We start from the raw sequence: 13,441 nt of genomic DNA, 5'->3' as shown, positions 1-13,441 counted from the left end.
AGGTCAGATGCACTTTTCCGTGACATTCTCGCCGTCCGATCGAAGCCCAGCCCGAGCGAGCACCCCAGGCGGGGGCGAGAGCCGAGCAGACCGCAACCAAGAAGCCCAAGCGGCACCCAGGGCGACCACGCTCTACCCAAATTCAGGGCCTGCTGCGGCGCGAACGCGCCACGACCCGCCGAGGGCGACCGCGGGAGCAACCCGGGGGGGGTGCAGCAGGGCGCGGCGGCGTACGCGGTCTCGTCGACGGCTCGCTGGCGCTCACCTGCTCGACCGGCGGTGGGCCCAAGTCGCCGGTGGCTAGGGTCGCGCCATGACCGAGCTGCACCTGCTGGACGCCGCCGAGACCGCCCGTCGCACGAGCGCGGGGGAGGTGAGCGCGGTGGAGGTCGTGCAGGCCTCGCTGGACCGGATCGCGGCGCTGGACCCGGGGCTCAACGCGATGTCGGTGGTGCTGGGCGCCGAGGCGCTGGCCGAGGCCGAGGCCCGCGACAACGCCCTGGCGGCGGGTGAGCCGTGCGGCCCGCTCCACGGCGTACCCGTCGCCATCAAGGAGGAGGTCGACGTCGCCGGAACGGTGACGACCTTCGGCGGCGAGGGCAACAGCACGCCCGTGGCAGCGGACGCAGAGGTCGTGCGGCGGCTGCGCGCGGCGGGGGCGGTGGTCGTGGGCAAGACGACGATGCCGGAGTTCGGGGCGTTCCCCTACACCGAGGGCGCCTCGCGCGGGGTGACCCGCAACCCGTGGGACCGCACCCGCACCCCCGGCGGCTCGTCGGGTGGGACGGCCGTGGCGGTGGCGACCGGCATGGTGCCGGTCGGCCTCGGTGGCGACGGTGGCGGCTCGATCCGCATCCCCAGCGCGATGTGCGGGCTCTTCGGCCTCAAGCCGCAGCGCGGCCGGGTCTCGACCGCGCCGCACCCGCACTTGTGGTGGGCGCTCGGCACGGCCGGGCCGCTGACCCGCACGGTCCTGGACAGCGCGATCTTCTACGACGCGATCCGCGGCAACGTCGCGGGCGACCTCTACACCGCGGGCGACACCGGGTCGTTCACCGAGGCGGTCCGCACCGCCCCGGGGCGGCTGCGGATCGGCTGGTCGACCAAGCCGGTCGCCCTCGGCGTACGCACCGACCGCGCGCACGTGCGCGCCGTCGAGGACACCGCCCGGCTCCTGGCCGAGCTCGGCCACGACGTACGCCGGGTGGAGCCGCACTATCCGGACCCGACCCTGGCCTTCGTGCCGCAGTTCTTCGCCGGCATCCGGGACGAGGCGGCGGCCGTCGAGCACCCCGAGCGGCTGGAGCGTCGGACGCGGCAGACGCGCCGGCTCGGGGCGTGGGTGACCCCGAAGGTGCGCGACTGGGCGCTGCGGCAGAGCGAGGAGATCTCCCGGCAGGCCAACCGGGTCTTCGACGAGGTCGACGTCCTCCTCACCCCGACGACCGCGCACCGCCCGCCGCGCGTGGGTGTCATCGACGGCAAGGGCACGGTCGGGTCGGCGCTCGCCTCGATGCCGGCCATCGCCTACTGCGCACTGTGGAACGTCGCCGGCAACCCCGCCGCCAACGTGCCTGCCGGGCTGGCCGAGGACGGCCTGCCCCTGGGTGTGCAGCTCGTCGGGCGCCAGCACGACGAGACCACGCTGCTCAGCCTCTCCGCCCAGCTCGAGGCCGCGCGCCCCTGGTCCTTCCCGCGCCTCTGACCGACTCCGGCGTGGGCCCCTAGGGTGAGCCCGTGACTGCGATCAGGGTGAGGGACCTGACCAAGGTGTACGGAGAGGTGCGCGCCGTCGACGGTGTGGACCTCGACGTGGCCGACGGGGAGTTCGTGGGCGTGCTCGGCCCCAACGGGGCGGGCAAGACCACGCTGTTGGAGGTCGTGGAGGGCCTGCGCCGCCCCGACTCCGGGACCGTGGAGGTGCTGGGCGAGCAGGTGTGGCCGCGCAACGCGGCGGTGCTCCCGCGCATCGGGGTGCAGCTGCAGGCCTCCGCGTTCTTCGAGCGGCTCACCGCCCGCGAACAGATCCGCACGTTCGCGGCCCTGTACGACGTCAGCCCGGCGCGCGCCGACGACTGGCTCGAGCGGGTCGGGCTCGCGGAAAGGCCTCGGCGCGGGTCGAGGACCTCTCCGGCGGCCAGGCCCAGCGGCTCTCCATCGCCTGCGCGCTGGTGCACGACCCCGAGCTGGTCTTCCTCGACGAGCCGACCGCCTCCCTGGACCCGCAGGCCCGCCGCAACCTCTGGGACCTGCTGGCGGGCATCAACGAGGCCGGCCGCACCGTCGTGCTGACCACCCACTACATGGACGAGGCGGAGGTCCTCTGCGACCGGGTCGCGGTGATGGACTCCGGCCGGGTGCTGCAGGTCGGGTCGCCGGCCGAGCTGGTGCGCCACCTCGACGCCCCCGCCCGCATCATCGTGGCCCCCGGCCAGCTCGACGAGGCCGGGGCCCGCGGCATCGCCGGCACCGAGTCGGTCGAGGTGGGGCCCGACGGCACGGTGCTCACCACCCGGCACCCCGCCGACGTGGTGGCCCGGCTCGGGGAGCTCGGCGCCCTCGACGGGGTGCGGGTGCAGACCGGGACCCTCGAGGACGTCTTCCTCGCGCGCACCGGACGGAGCTACCGAGCATGAGGGCCTTCTCCGCCATCGCCGCGGCGATCGTGCGCGGCTTCGTCCGCGACCGGGCCTCGCTGTTCTTCGCGGTGGTCTTCCCCCTGATGTTCCTGGTGCTCTTCGGGGGCGTGCTCTCCGACCGCGGGCAGCCGGCCGCCGAGCTGGTCCAGGTCGGCGACGTCGCGTTGGTGGAGGCGCTCTCGCCGGAGGCCCGCGAGGCGTTCGATTCCGCCTTCGACGTACGCCGGGTCGACGACCTCGACACCGCGCTGGAGCAGGTGCGCAGCGGTGACGCCGACGTGGCGCTGCGCCAGGAGGGCGGCACCCTCGTGGCGCACTACACGCAGACCGACCAGGTGCAGGCCGCGGTCACGCAGGCCACCCTGCGCGCCCTCGTGGACGGCACCAACGTCGCCCTGCTCGCGCAGGAGGCCGGCTCGCCGGTGCCCCTCGCGCTCGAGGTGGAGCGGGTCGAGGACGAGTCGCTGACCGTCATCCAGTTCGTGACGCCCGGTCTGCTCGGCTGGGCGATCGCGACCAGCGCGGCGATCGGCGCGGCGGCGACCCTGCAGGGATGGCGGCAGACCGGCCTGATGCGCCGCCTCCAGCTGGCGCCGGTGCGCACGCGCACCATCGTGTCCGCGCGCGTCGTGGTCACCCTCGGCATCGCGCTGGTGCAGACCGCGATCTTCCTCGGGGTCGGCATGGCGTTCTTCGGGCTGTCGCTCACCGGCTCCTGGTGGATGGCCGTGCCGCTGGTCCTGGTCGGGACGCTGTGCTTCATGGCCCTCGGCCTGCTCGCCGGTGCGCTGACCACCACGGCGGAGGCGGCGGTCAACGCCGCCAACTTCATGGTGCTGCCGATGGCGTTCCTCAGCGGTTCCTTCTTCTCCCTCGACGGGGCGCCGCGGTGGTTGCAGACCATCTCGGACCTGATGCCGCTCAAGCACCTCAACGAGGGGATGCTCGACGTCATGGTCCGGGGAGAGGGCCCGGCCGCCGCCCTGCCGGTGCTGGGGATCCTCGCCGCGTTCGCGCTCGTGGTCACGCTCGTGTCGGCCAAGCTCTTCCGCTGGGACAGCGTCTAGGCCCCGATCCGCCGCTCGTCGCCGGGTGCGGCTTGACCGGCCGGGCACCCTGTTGGGTGACCTGTCCTCGGAGACGTCTGCCTACGTTCGTTGCAGACGTGCAGCCGTAGCGACCAGAGAGCGAGCCCACGATGAGCCCACTCGCGCACGGCGCGGCGGCATCGACCGACCTGGTCGACGCCCAGGGGGATACCCCGCAGGACGCCGCTCCACACCCCTCCGACCTGGTCGTGCTCCTCGACCAGGCAGGCCGCCCGACCGGCACGGCCCCCCGCACTCGGGTCCACACCCGCGAGACCCCGCTCCACCTGGCGTTCTCGCTGTACGTCGTCGACACCGACGGCCGGCTGCTGCTCACGCGCCGGGCCACCGGCAAGACCGCCTGGCCGGGGGTCTGGACCAACTCCTGCTGCGGCCACCCCCAGCCCGACGAGCCGATGCAGGCAGCCGTGCGTCGGCGTACCACCGAGGAGCTCGGTCTGGAGGTCGGCGGGCTCGACGTCGTGCTGCCCGACTTCCGCTACCGCGCCGTCGACGCCTCGGGAGTCGTGGAGAACGAGATCTGCCCGGTCCACCTCACCGTCGTCCCGGTCGGCACCGAGCCCCGGCCCGACCCCGCCGAGGTCGCCGAGCACGCCTGGCTGGACTGGTCAGACGTACGCCGCACCGCGGAGGCCTCCCCGTTCCTGCTGAGTCCCTGGATGGTCCTGCAGGTCGCCCAGCTGGGCGCGCTCGCCGGCGACGACCTGCGCTCGCTGGCCACCTCCAGCACGGGAGCCCTCCGGTGACCGCCGAGATGTTCGCCCCGCCGGCGACGCGTCGTGCGCGCGCGGCGCGGGCCGGTGCCAGGGCCGAGGAGCCGACCGCACCCACCACCCCTCACACCGCGCAGGCCGGCGCCGAGGCGCTCGCCGCGGTCGAGGAGCTGCTCCGGCTGCGCCTGGACCGCCTGGCGGGGGAGTGGCGCCGTGGGCCCGGTCCCGAGCCGCTGGTCGGTGACGCCGACCCGGTGCTCGGCGAGCAGGGCCTGCCCGGCATCCTCGCCGAGCTCGTGCTCGGCGCCGGCAAGCGTTTCCGCCCGCTCATGTGCCACTGGGGCTGGCTGGCCGCCGGCGGCACGGAGTCCGGCGCCGACCCGACGGTGCCCGTGCGCATCGGGGCGGCCCTGGAGCTGCTGCACGCCTTCGGCCTCGCCCAGGACGACGTGATGGACGGCTCGACCACGCGCCGCGGCCGTCCCGCCACCCACGTGGCCGCCAGCGACCGCCATCGCGCTGCCGGTGGTCGCGACGACGCGCTGCGCTACGGCGAGTCCGTGGCCGTGCTCGTCGGCGACCTGGCCCACATGGAGGCCGACGCGATCGTCGCCGAGCTCGCTCAGCCGGTGCGGCACCTGTGGTGGCGCACCAGCGTCGAGCTCGTGCGCGGGCAGGTCCTCGACCTGTCTGAGGCGGCGGCCGGTGGCGGCGCGAACGCCGAGGACCGGGCCTGGGCCGTGGCCCGCGCCAAGTCCGGCGGCTACACCATCCAGCGCCCGCTCGAGCTCGGCGCGGTCGCGGCCGGTGCCGGGTCCGAGGTGCTGGGCGCCCTGGGGGAGTACGGCGCGCACCTCGGCGAGGCGTTCGCCCTGCGCGACGACCTGCTCGGTGTCTGGGGCGACCCCGAGCTCACCGGCAAACCCGCCCACGACGACCTGCGCGCTGGCAAGGCCACCGTGCTGCTCGCGTGGGCGGAACAGGAGGCGACCGGCCGCGCCGCGGACGTGGTCGCCCGCATCAGGAACCAGCAGCACGAGGACGGCGACGTCGAGGAGGCAGCACAGATCATGGAGAGCGCCGGGGTCCGCGAGCGGGCCGAGGAGCAGGTACGCCGCAGCCACGCGAGCGCCCTCGCAGCACTCGAGGAGCCCTCGCTGCACCCCGCCGGGGTCGCGGGCCTGCGCCAGGTCGCCGACAGCGTGTGCTGGAGGACCCGATGAGCCGCGTGGTGGTGATCGGCGCCGGCCTCGCCGGGCTCGCGACGGCCTGCCACCTGAGCCGCTCGGGCCACGAGGTCGTCGTGGTCGAGGCCGAGCACGCCCCGGGCGGGCGCGCCGGTCGGATCGACCGCGACGGCTACACCTTCGACACCGGCCCGACCGTGCTCACCATGCGCGGGCTGCTCGACGACGTGGTCTCCGCCGCCGGTGGCGACCTCGACGCCCTGCTCCCCATGCGGATGCTCGACCCGGCGTACCGCGCGAAGTTCGCCGACGGCTCCGAGATCCTCGTGCGCCACGGCCACGAGGCGATGCGCGAGGAGATCCGCACCGTCTGCGGGCCCGCCGACGCGGCCGCCTTCGACGACTTCAGCGCGTGGCTGAAGAAGCTCTACGACGTCGAGATGCCGCACTTCATCGACGCCAACTTCGACAGCCCGCTCGACCTCGTCTCCTCGCCGGCCGCCGCCGCGAGGCTGTTGGGCCTCGGTGGCTTCGGCCGGCTCGGGCCCAACGTCCGGCGCCGCTTCGCCGACGACCGGCTGCGCCGGCTCTTCACCTTCCAGGCGATGTACGCCGGGCTGCCGCCGTCCTCGGCGCTGGCGCTCTACGCGGTCATCACCTACATGGACTGCATCGAGGGCGTCTGGTTCCCCGACGGCGGCATGTCGGCGGTCCCGCACGCCCTGGCCAAGGCGGCCACGGACGCCGGTGTCGAGCTGCGCCTGGGCCAGCGGGTCACCGAGGTGCTGCGCCGCGCCGACGGCGCCGTCGCCGGCATCGTCGTCGAGGGCGACTCCGAGGGCGGTGAGCGGCTGGCCGCCGACGCCGTCGTGTGCACGCTCGACCTGCCGGTGGCCTACCGGCGGCTGCTCCCCGACCTCGCGCCGCCGCGGGTCGTGAAGAAGGGCAAGTACTCGCCCTCGGCCGTCGTCTGGCACGTCGGCGTCCGCGGCGGGCTCCCCGAGGGGACCCGGCACCACAACATCCACTTCGCCGACGCCTGGGACTCCTCCTTCGACGCCCTGATCAAGCAGGGCCGGATGATGCCGGACCCCTCGCGCCTGGTCACGGTCCCGACGATGAGCGACCCCTCGCTCGCCCCCGACGGCTCGCACGTCCTCTACGTCCTCGAGCCCGCCCCCAACCTGGACGGCGTCGTGGACTGGAAGACCCAGCGCGGCCGCACCCGTGAGGAGCTGGAGCGCTTCTTGGAGCGCGAGGGCTACCCGACCGACATCGTCGCCGAGGAGCTCGTGGACCCCGTCGACTGGGAGGCCCAGGGGATGGAGCGCGGCACGCCGTTCGCGCTGGCCCACACCTTCGCCCAGACCGGTCCGTTCCGGCCGTCGAACGTCGAGAAGCGCGTGCCCGGCTTCTTCTTCGCGGGCTCCGGCACGACCCCCGGCGTCGGCGTCCCGATGGTGCTGGTCTCCGGCAAGCTGGCCGCCCAGCGGGTCACCGACTACCTCCCGGCAGCCCCTGCCTGGAAGCCGCGGCCGGTGCGCCGTACCGAGGTGGCCTGAGGTGTCAGCAGTCGCGACGTCCCCGGTGGAGCCGGACCTGGTCGAGGGCTACCGCCGCTGCGCGGAGCTCACGCGGCGGCACGGCACGACCTACTACTGGGGGGCGGCGATCCTGCCCAAGGAGCGCCGCCGGCACGTGCACGCGGTCTACGCGCTGTGCCGCCTCGCCGACGACATCGTCGACGCCCCGGGAGCCACCGACCCGGGGCAGGTCGCCGCGACCGAGCAGGCGCTGGCCGACTTCCAGGCCGCGTTCCTGCGCGCCGTGGAGGAGGGCACCAGCCCCGATCCGGTGCTGGCCGCCGTGGGTCGCACCGTCCGGGAGACCCGGATCGACCCGGAGTGCTTCGAGCGCTTCTTCGGGGCGATGGCCCAGGACCTCACCACCACGACGTACGACACCTGGGAGGACCTGCTCGGCTACATGGAGGGCTCGGCCGCGGTCATCGGCGAGATGATGCTGCCCGTCCTCGAGCCGAGCTCGGCCTCGGCCAAGGAGCCGGCGCGCGCGCTCGGCAACGCCTTCCAGCTGACCAACTTCCTGCGCGACGTCGCCGAGGACCTCGACCGCGGCCGGGTCTACATCCCGCAGGAGGACCTCGAGCGCTTCGGCGCCGACCCCGCCCGACGCCGGGCCGACGCCTCCTGGCGCGCGCTCATGGCGTTCGAGGTCGAGCGCAACCGCGGGCTGTACGCCGAGGCCGACCGCGGCCTGGCCCTGCTCCCGGACGCCTCGCGCCGCTGCGTCGGCACCGCCCGCCGCCTGTACGCCGGCATCCTGGACCGGATCGAGGACGCCGGCTACGACGTCTTCGGCGAGCGGGTCGTCGTCCCCACCTGGCGCAAGGCCGCCCTCGCCGGCGCGGCCCTCGGCGTCACCGCGGCCGGTGCACTGCGCACCACCCCCGCTTCCGGTGGTCGAGGTGCGAGCGGAGCGAGCCACGAGACCCCGCCGCGCATCCCCATCGCCCTGAAGCCGATGCCGCGGCGCGACCAGCTCGAGCCGTCGTGGCAGCACGCGAAGCCGGCCCGCATCCGGGCCGCCCTCGACGTGGCCCTGGCCCGCGACCCCGGTGGGTGGTACACCGTCGGGCCGTCCACCGCGCTCGGCAGCACCAGCATCACCCGATCCGTCGCCGGCCGCGAGGTCGTGCTGTGGCGCACCAGCACCGGGGTCGCCGCGGGCCCGGGCTCCTGCCCGCACCTCGGCGCGCTGCTCACCGACTGCGAGGTGTTCGGCGACACGCTGCACTGCCGCTGGCACGGCCTCGCGCTGGCCCCCGAGGGACAGCCCGGCTGGCCGGCGTACGCCGCCTACGACGACGGCGTGCTGCTCTGGGTCCGCGTGCCCACGCCCGGCGAGACGCCGTCCGGCCTGCCGCGGATCACGGCGCGCCCGCCGCTGGCGCGCTCCGTGGCGGCGGTCGTGGAGCTGCCCGGCACCTGCGAGCCGCGCGACATCATCGCCAACCGGCTCGACCCCTGGCACGGCTCGTGGTTCCACCCCTACGCCTTCAGCCACCTCGAGGTCGACGAGTCCGCGAGCGACGACGAGGTGCTGACCGTCGACGTGACGTTCCGGCTGAGCCGCCGCTGGGGCGTGCCGGTGCGGGCGGAGTTCGCCTGCCCCGACGCCCGCACGATCGTCATGACGATCACCGAGGGCGAGGGCGCGGGCAGCGTCGTGGAGACCCACGCGACCCCGATCGGCCCCGGCCCCGACGGCAGGCCGCGCACGATGATGGTCGAGGCCACCATCGCGCACTCCGACCGTCCGGGCTTCAAGGCGGCCCGCGCCGTCTCCAGCCTGCTGCAGCCGGCCATGCGTCACACCGCCCGTCGCCTCTGGGTCGACGACATGGTCTACGCCGAGCGGTCCTGGCTGCTCCGCGCCCGCGGGGAGTCCTACGGGATCTGACCCGGTGGCTGGCTGACCCGTCCCGTCTTCGGCGGTGACCCGCCCTGTCCTCTGGCGTGATCCGTCCCATCTTCGGATCGGCGCCGAACTTGCGGCGGGTGAGCGACGAAGTTGCGGCGGGTGAGCGACGAAGTTGCGGCGGGTCAGCCGCGCGTGAGGGTACGCCGCAGGGCGCCGGCGCCCGGGACGCGACCGCGCAGGGGCGGGCTCCAGGTGCCGTGGCCGGCGACGTCCCAGCGCGCGAGGAGCGTGTCCGCGGCCTGGAACCCGGTGGTGGCGGCGCGCTCCATGAGCGCGACGGGCAGCTCGCACCGGATGCCGTCGCCGGCCAGGACGACGCGCGGGTCCGGCGTACGCACCCCGGGGCGGGTGGCCCAGGGGTCGGTGCCGACCAGGGGGCAGTCCTCGCGCACGAGCAGCTCCTCGCCGAGCACCCGGGCGCCGTCGAGCCCGGGGTGCACCCGCAGCAGCTCGCGCCACAGCACCTCGCGCAGCGCGGCCTCGTCGACGGCGAGGTCCGCAGGCAGCGCGTAGGCGTGCAGCTCGACGACCGACCCGCCGTGGCGAATGGCCCAGTCGCGGGCGCCGTCCTCGAGCATCTCCAGGAAGGAGATGTTGTCGAGGGGCCCGAAGCCGCTGGTGCCGAGGAAGGGCGCGGCGTCGCGCGGGGCGGGACGGTCCAGCCACAGCCGCCACACACCGAAAGGCGGGGCGTGGCCCAGCCCGGTGAGGCGATCGCGCCAGGCCGGGTCGGAGGCGCCGAGCCAGGGTGCGCCCTCGACGAGCCGCTGCAGCGGGCGGCGGTCGGTCGCCACGACGACCGCGTCGACCTCGAGCGTGCGGTCGTCGGTCACGACCACGACGCCCTCGCCGTGCTCCTCCAGCGACCGCACGGGCGAGTCGAGCGCGACCGAGGCGCCGAGCCGCTGCAGGTGCGCGGACAGCGGCGACCAGAGCGCGGTGTCGAAGTCGTCGGCGGCGACGTCGAAGAGCAGGCCCTCGGCCGAGCCGAGGAAGTAGGTGTGGAACATCGCGACCAGCTCGCCGCCGGAGAAGTCGCGGGGGTCGGCGAAGAAGCTGCGCGCGAAGACCTCCAGCGCGAGGTGCCGGGCCCGGTCGGGGAAGCGCAGCCGGTCCAGCACGTCGGCGGCGCTGCGCCCGTCGAGGGCGGAGAAGGTGTCGGGGAAGGCGACGTCGAGCAGGCCGAGCGCCTCCGCCACGTCCACGCGGGCCAGGTCGCGCGCCGTGAACGAGGGGGAGCGGAGCACGAAGCCCATCACGCTCCACGGCGGTGTGCGTGGGATGTGGGTGAAGGAGTCGCGCATGCCCTCGGCCGCGAGCAACGGGTAGTCCTCCACGGCCCGCAGCGCGGTCAGCGACGGGTCGGCGCGGCGCAGCAGCGAGCGCAGGTTGTAGTACTGGCGGAAGAACGCGTGGAAGCCGCGGCTCATCGCCACCGACGAGCCGTCGACCTCGACCGGCCACGACGCCACGCGGCCGCCTAGGCGGGACGTGGACTCCAGCAGCTCGACCCGCACGCCGCGCTCGGCCAGGGCGGTCGCGGCCGCGAGGCCGGCGATGCCGCCGCCAACGACGGCGACGCGGTGCCGCCCGCCGTCCTCGCGCAGGCCGGCCGGGGGAGCGGGCTGGTGCTCGGCGCGCCGGTCGCGCCCCGGGCGCCAGGCGCCGCGCGGGAGCCGGCCGCCGGCGGCGTACGGCGTGGTGAGGGCGGGGAGGAAGGAGCTCATCGGGGCCTCCGGGCGCGCCACGTGTGCACCTGGCCGCGCTGCCAGCCCGTGGCGGAGCGGTGCTCGACGTCGGTGAACCCGACCGCACGCAGCCGCCCGGCCAGGCCCTGGACACCGTCGAAGTCCAGGACGCTGCGCCACAGGTAGCGGTAGATCGGGCTTCCGGGAGCGGTCACGAACCCCAGCGGGATCACGACCAGCCAGCAGGTCAGGTGCCAGGCCCAGGTGGCGATCCTGCTCTCCCGGACGCTGTAGTCGTGCACGACCAGGGCGCCGCCGTCGGTCAGCACGTCGAGCACCTCGCCGAGGAGGCGGTCGCGGGAGCTCACGTTGCGCACGAGGTACGCCGCCAGCACGCCGTCCACGGGACCCAGCTCGGCCCCGGTCAACCGCTCGGCGTCGGCCTGGCGGAAGTCGACCCGGGCCAGCGCGGTCTTGCCGCGGGCCTGGTCGAGCATCCCGGCAGACCCGTCGATCCCGACGACCTCGGCGTCCACGCCGGCCTCGTCGAGCGCGCGCACGAGCGCGGCGGTCGAGGCCCCGGACCCGCAGCCGAGGTCGACGACCCTGGGGCGCCGGCCCGGCGTGGCGGGCAGTGCCTCCACGAGCGCACGGGCGGAGGAGCGCAGCTGCGCGTGGTAGCCCGGGCTGAGCGCCACCATGAGGTCGTAGCTGCGCGCCACCCGGTCGAAGGCGGAGGGGACGGTGCCCCCGGCGAGCTCGGTCATGCGCGCTGCTCCTGTCGTGGTCCTGCCGTGCCCGGAGCGGCACCCGCGCGACGCTCCTCGCGCCGCCCGGCGTGCACCCACAGCACCATGGCGAGGGTCACCATGCCGAAACCGAAGGCGAAGTCCTCCACCGGGATGTCCCAGGGGGCGCGGACGCCGGTCGTGTCGGCCTCGTTGTAGAGCACCAGCGGGTCCGACAGCTTGGTCAGCCAGCCGTCGACGGGGACCTGGAAGCCCATGACGATGGCCATCGCCAGCCAGTAGCGCCAGGTGCGCAGGATGCCGGTGCGCAGCCACAGCAGCTCGATCGCGAGCACGACGACGACCGAGACGAGCGCGGTCAGCGTGTAGATCCCCATCAGGCCACCTTCTCCTCCGTGCTCGCCGCCGGCGCAGGGCGGGGCCCGCCGCCGTGCGGCAGGTCGCGCAGCACCCGGCCGACGGGCTCCCCGGCGCGCAGTCGCCCGAGCGCGGTCAGCACGTTGCCGACGGCCTCCAGCGTCAGCAGGCCGCAGATCGGCACCACGATGAAGAAGACCAGCTCCTCCAGCGGCATCTCGAAGGGCAGCAGGATGCCGGTCAGCTTCTCCTCAGAGTAGGACCACGAGCCCGCGGCGATCATCGCGATGTCCCAGATGCTGTAGGCCAGCACGAGCGGCGCCATCGCCACCAGCAGCCGCCGTGGCCGCCGCCAGACGCGTGCCCCGAGGAGCAGCTCCAGGGGCAGCGTGATCAGCAGGCACAGGCCCATGACGACGAGGTACTCCCCGCGTTCCATCTCCACTCCTCGTCCACCGGCCCACAGGGACCCACTCCGACACTCTGCGGACAAGCGTCCCCGAGCGGACAACACCCCTGGCTCACCCCGAGTGGGCTGGCGGTCACGCCGCCGACCGGGTGGGGGCGAGCGCCTGTGGTCGTCCCGGGGCGGCCTCCGGACCGGGTGCGAGGATGCCCCCGTGCTCGACCTGCTCCCCTCCGCCCTCCCCGCCACCGTCACCGCCACGCCGGCCCGCCTGCTGCGCCGCCTGCGTGGTGCTCCCTCGCCCGTGGCGGGTCGCACGGTCCTGGTGACGGGGGCTTCCTCGGGGATCGGCGAGCACACGGCGTACGCCGCCGCGCGGGCCGGTGCGAAGGTCCTGCTCGTCGCGCGCCGCGCCGAGGAGCTGGACCGGGTCGGGGAGCAGGTGCGGGCGCTGGGTGGGCAGGCAGCGACGTACTCCTGCGACCTGACCGACGGCGAGGCCGTCGACGCGCTGGTGGTCCGGGTGCTGGCCGAGCACGGCGCGGTCGACCACCTGGTCAACAACGCCGGTCGGTCGATCCGCCGCTCGCTGTCCGAGAGCGCCGACCGCTTCCACGACGTGGAGCGGACGATGGCGATCAACTACTTCGGCCCGGTGCGGCTCACGATGGGGCTGCTCCCCGCCATGCGCGCGCAGGGCTTCGGGCACGTCGTCAACGTCGTGTCGTGGGGCGTGCAGATCAAGGCCCCCAAGTTCTCGGCCTACCTCGCCTCCAAGTCCGCGATCGACACCTGGGGCCGGATCCTGGCCCGCGAGGCACGCTCGGACGGCGTGCACGTGACCAACATGCGCTTCGGGCTCGTGAAGACGCCGATGATCGCGCCCACCAAGGAGTACGAGAACCAGCGCGCGATGACCGCCGAGCAGGCCGGCCAGCAGGTGCTGCGGATCATGGAGGACCTGCCGCCCGCGTGGGGGCACCCCGTGGGCTACGTCGGCGAGGCCATGAACCTCCTCGCGCCCGGGCTGCTCGACGCCGTGATGCACCAGCTGCACCAGCGCATCCCGGACTCGCGCCGCTGACCGCCCGG

The 13,441-nt window shown here is 74.6% G+C and carries 12 protein-coding genes and 1 pseudogene; 9 read left to right on the top strand and 4 right to left on the bottom strand.

Features of this window, described 5'->3' with window-relative positions; all coding sequences use genetic code 11:
* The first annotated feature begins 313 nt into the window (after window positions 1-313).
* The 8 genes and pseudogenes from ACYVID_RS00810 (at window position 314) to ACYVID_RS00775 (ending at window position 9,128) form a co-directional block, all read left to right on the top strand.
* Window positions 314-1,705 (top strand): amidase, encoded by a 1,392-nt coding sequence (locus tag ACYVID_RS00810; protein WP_460733492.1) that lies wholly within the window; start codon window positions 314-316, stop codon window positions 1,703-1,705.
* A 32-nt stretch (window positions 1,706-1,737) separates the two neighbouring features.
* Window positions 1,738-2,153, top strand: a pseudogene (locus ACYVID_RS00805) (ATP-binding cassette domain-containing protein); the annotation flags it as partial.
* Between the two features lie 18 nt (window positions 2,154-2,171).
* A complete protein-coding gene (locus tag ACYVID_RS00800) occupies window positions 2,172-2,636 on the top strand; it encodes an AAA family ATPase (protein WP_460734019.1) in 465 nt (154 codons plus the stop codon).
* Window positions 2,633-3,706, top strand: coding sequence for an ABC transporter permease (locus ACYVID_RS00795; RefSeq protein WP_460733490.1), 1,074 nt, complete (start codon window positions 2,633-2,635; stop codon window positions 3,704-3,706). The genes ACYVID_RS00800 and ACYVID_RS00795 overlap by 4 nt, the downstream gene beginning before the upstream one ends.
* 131 nt (window positions 3,707-3,837) lie before the next feature.
* Complete coding sequence (gene idi / locus ACYVID_RS00790; protein WP_460733488.1) at window positions 3,838-4,494, top strand: isopentenyl-diphosphate Delta-isomerase; 657 nt, start codon at window positions 3,838-3,840, stop codon at window positions 4,492-4,494.
* Window positions 4,491-5,684 (top strand): polyprenyl synthetase family protein, encoded by a 1,194-nt coding sequence (locus tag ACYVID_RS00785; protein WP_460733486.1) that lies wholly within the window; start codon window positions 4,491-4,493, stop codon window positions 5,682-5,684. Before idi ends, ACYVID_RS00785 begins: the two co-directional genes overlap by 4 nt.
* Window positions 5,681-7,210, top strand: a complete 1,530-nt coding sequence (locus ACYVID_RS00780; protein WP_460733484.1) for a phytoene desaturase family protein — start codon at window positions 5,681-5,683, stop codon at window positions 7,208-7,210. Before ACYVID_RS00785 ends, ACYVID_RS00780 begins: the two co-directional genes overlap by 4 nt.
* A 1-nt stretch (window position 7,211) precedes the next feature.
* Window positions 7,212-9,128 (top strand): DUF5914 domain-containing protein, encoded by a 1,917-nt coding sequence (locus ACYVID_RS00775; RefSeq protein WP_460733482.1) that lies wholly within the window; start codon window positions 7,212-7,214, stop codon window positions 9,126-9,128.
* Between the two features lie 143 nt (window positions 9,129-9,271).
* Here the strand turns inward: ACYVID_RS00775 and ACYVID_RS00770 are convergent, their stop codons facing one another.
* Genes ACYVID_RS00770 through ACYVID_RS00755 form a run of 4 tightly spaced genes read right to left on the bottom strand, consistent with a single transcriptional unit; the run spans window position 9,272 to window position 12,382 of the window.
* Window positions 9,272-10,876: an FAD-dependent oxidoreductase gene (locus tag ACYVID_RS00770; protein WP_460733480.1), complete on the bottom strand. Its 1,605-nt coding sequence runs from the start codon at window positions 10,874-10,876 to the stop codon at window positions 9,272-9,274.
* Window positions 10,873-11,604 (bottom strand): class I SAM-dependent methyltransferase, encoded by a 732-nt coding sequence (locus ACYVID_RS00765; RefSeq protein WP_460733478.1) that lies wholly within the window; start codon window positions 11,602-11,604, stop codon window positions 10,873-10,875. The genes ACYVID_RS00770 and ACYVID_RS00765 overlap by 4 nt, the downstream gene beginning before the upstream one ends.
* Window positions 11,601-11,963: a lycopene cyclase domain-containing protein gene (locus ACYVID_RS00760; protein WP_460733476.1), complete on the bottom strand. Its 363-nt coding sequence runs from the start codon at window positions 11,961-11,963 to the stop codon at window positions 11,601-11,603. Before ACYVID_RS00760 ends, ACYVID_RS00765 begins: the two co-directional genes overlap by 4 nt.
* On the bottom strand, window positions 11,963-12,382 hold the full coding sequence (locus ACYVID_RS00755) for a lycopene cyclase domain-containing protein (protein ID WP_460733474.1): 420 nt from the start codon (window positions 12,380-12,382) through the stop codon (window positions 11,963-11,965). Before ACYVID_RS00755 ends, ACYVID_RS00760 begins: the two co-directional genes overlap by 1 nt.
* Window positions 12,383-12,563: 181 nt before the next feature.
* Between ACYVID_RS00755 and ACYVID_RS00750 the strand changes: the two genes are divergently transcribed.
* Window positions 12,564-13,433: an SDR family NAD(P)-dependent oxidoreductase gene (locus ACYVID_RS00750; RefSeq protein WP_460733472.1), complete on the top strand. Its 870-nt coding sequence runs from the start codon at window positions 12,564-12,566 to the stop codon at window positions 13,431-13,433.
* The last annotated feature ends 8 nt before the right edge of the window (window positions 13,434-13,441 follow it).

The organism is Nocardioides ginkgobilobae, from assembly GCF_054781275.1.
Note: the sequence above shows the minus strand (reverse complement) of the source record. Positions and strands in the feature narration are given on the sequence as shown.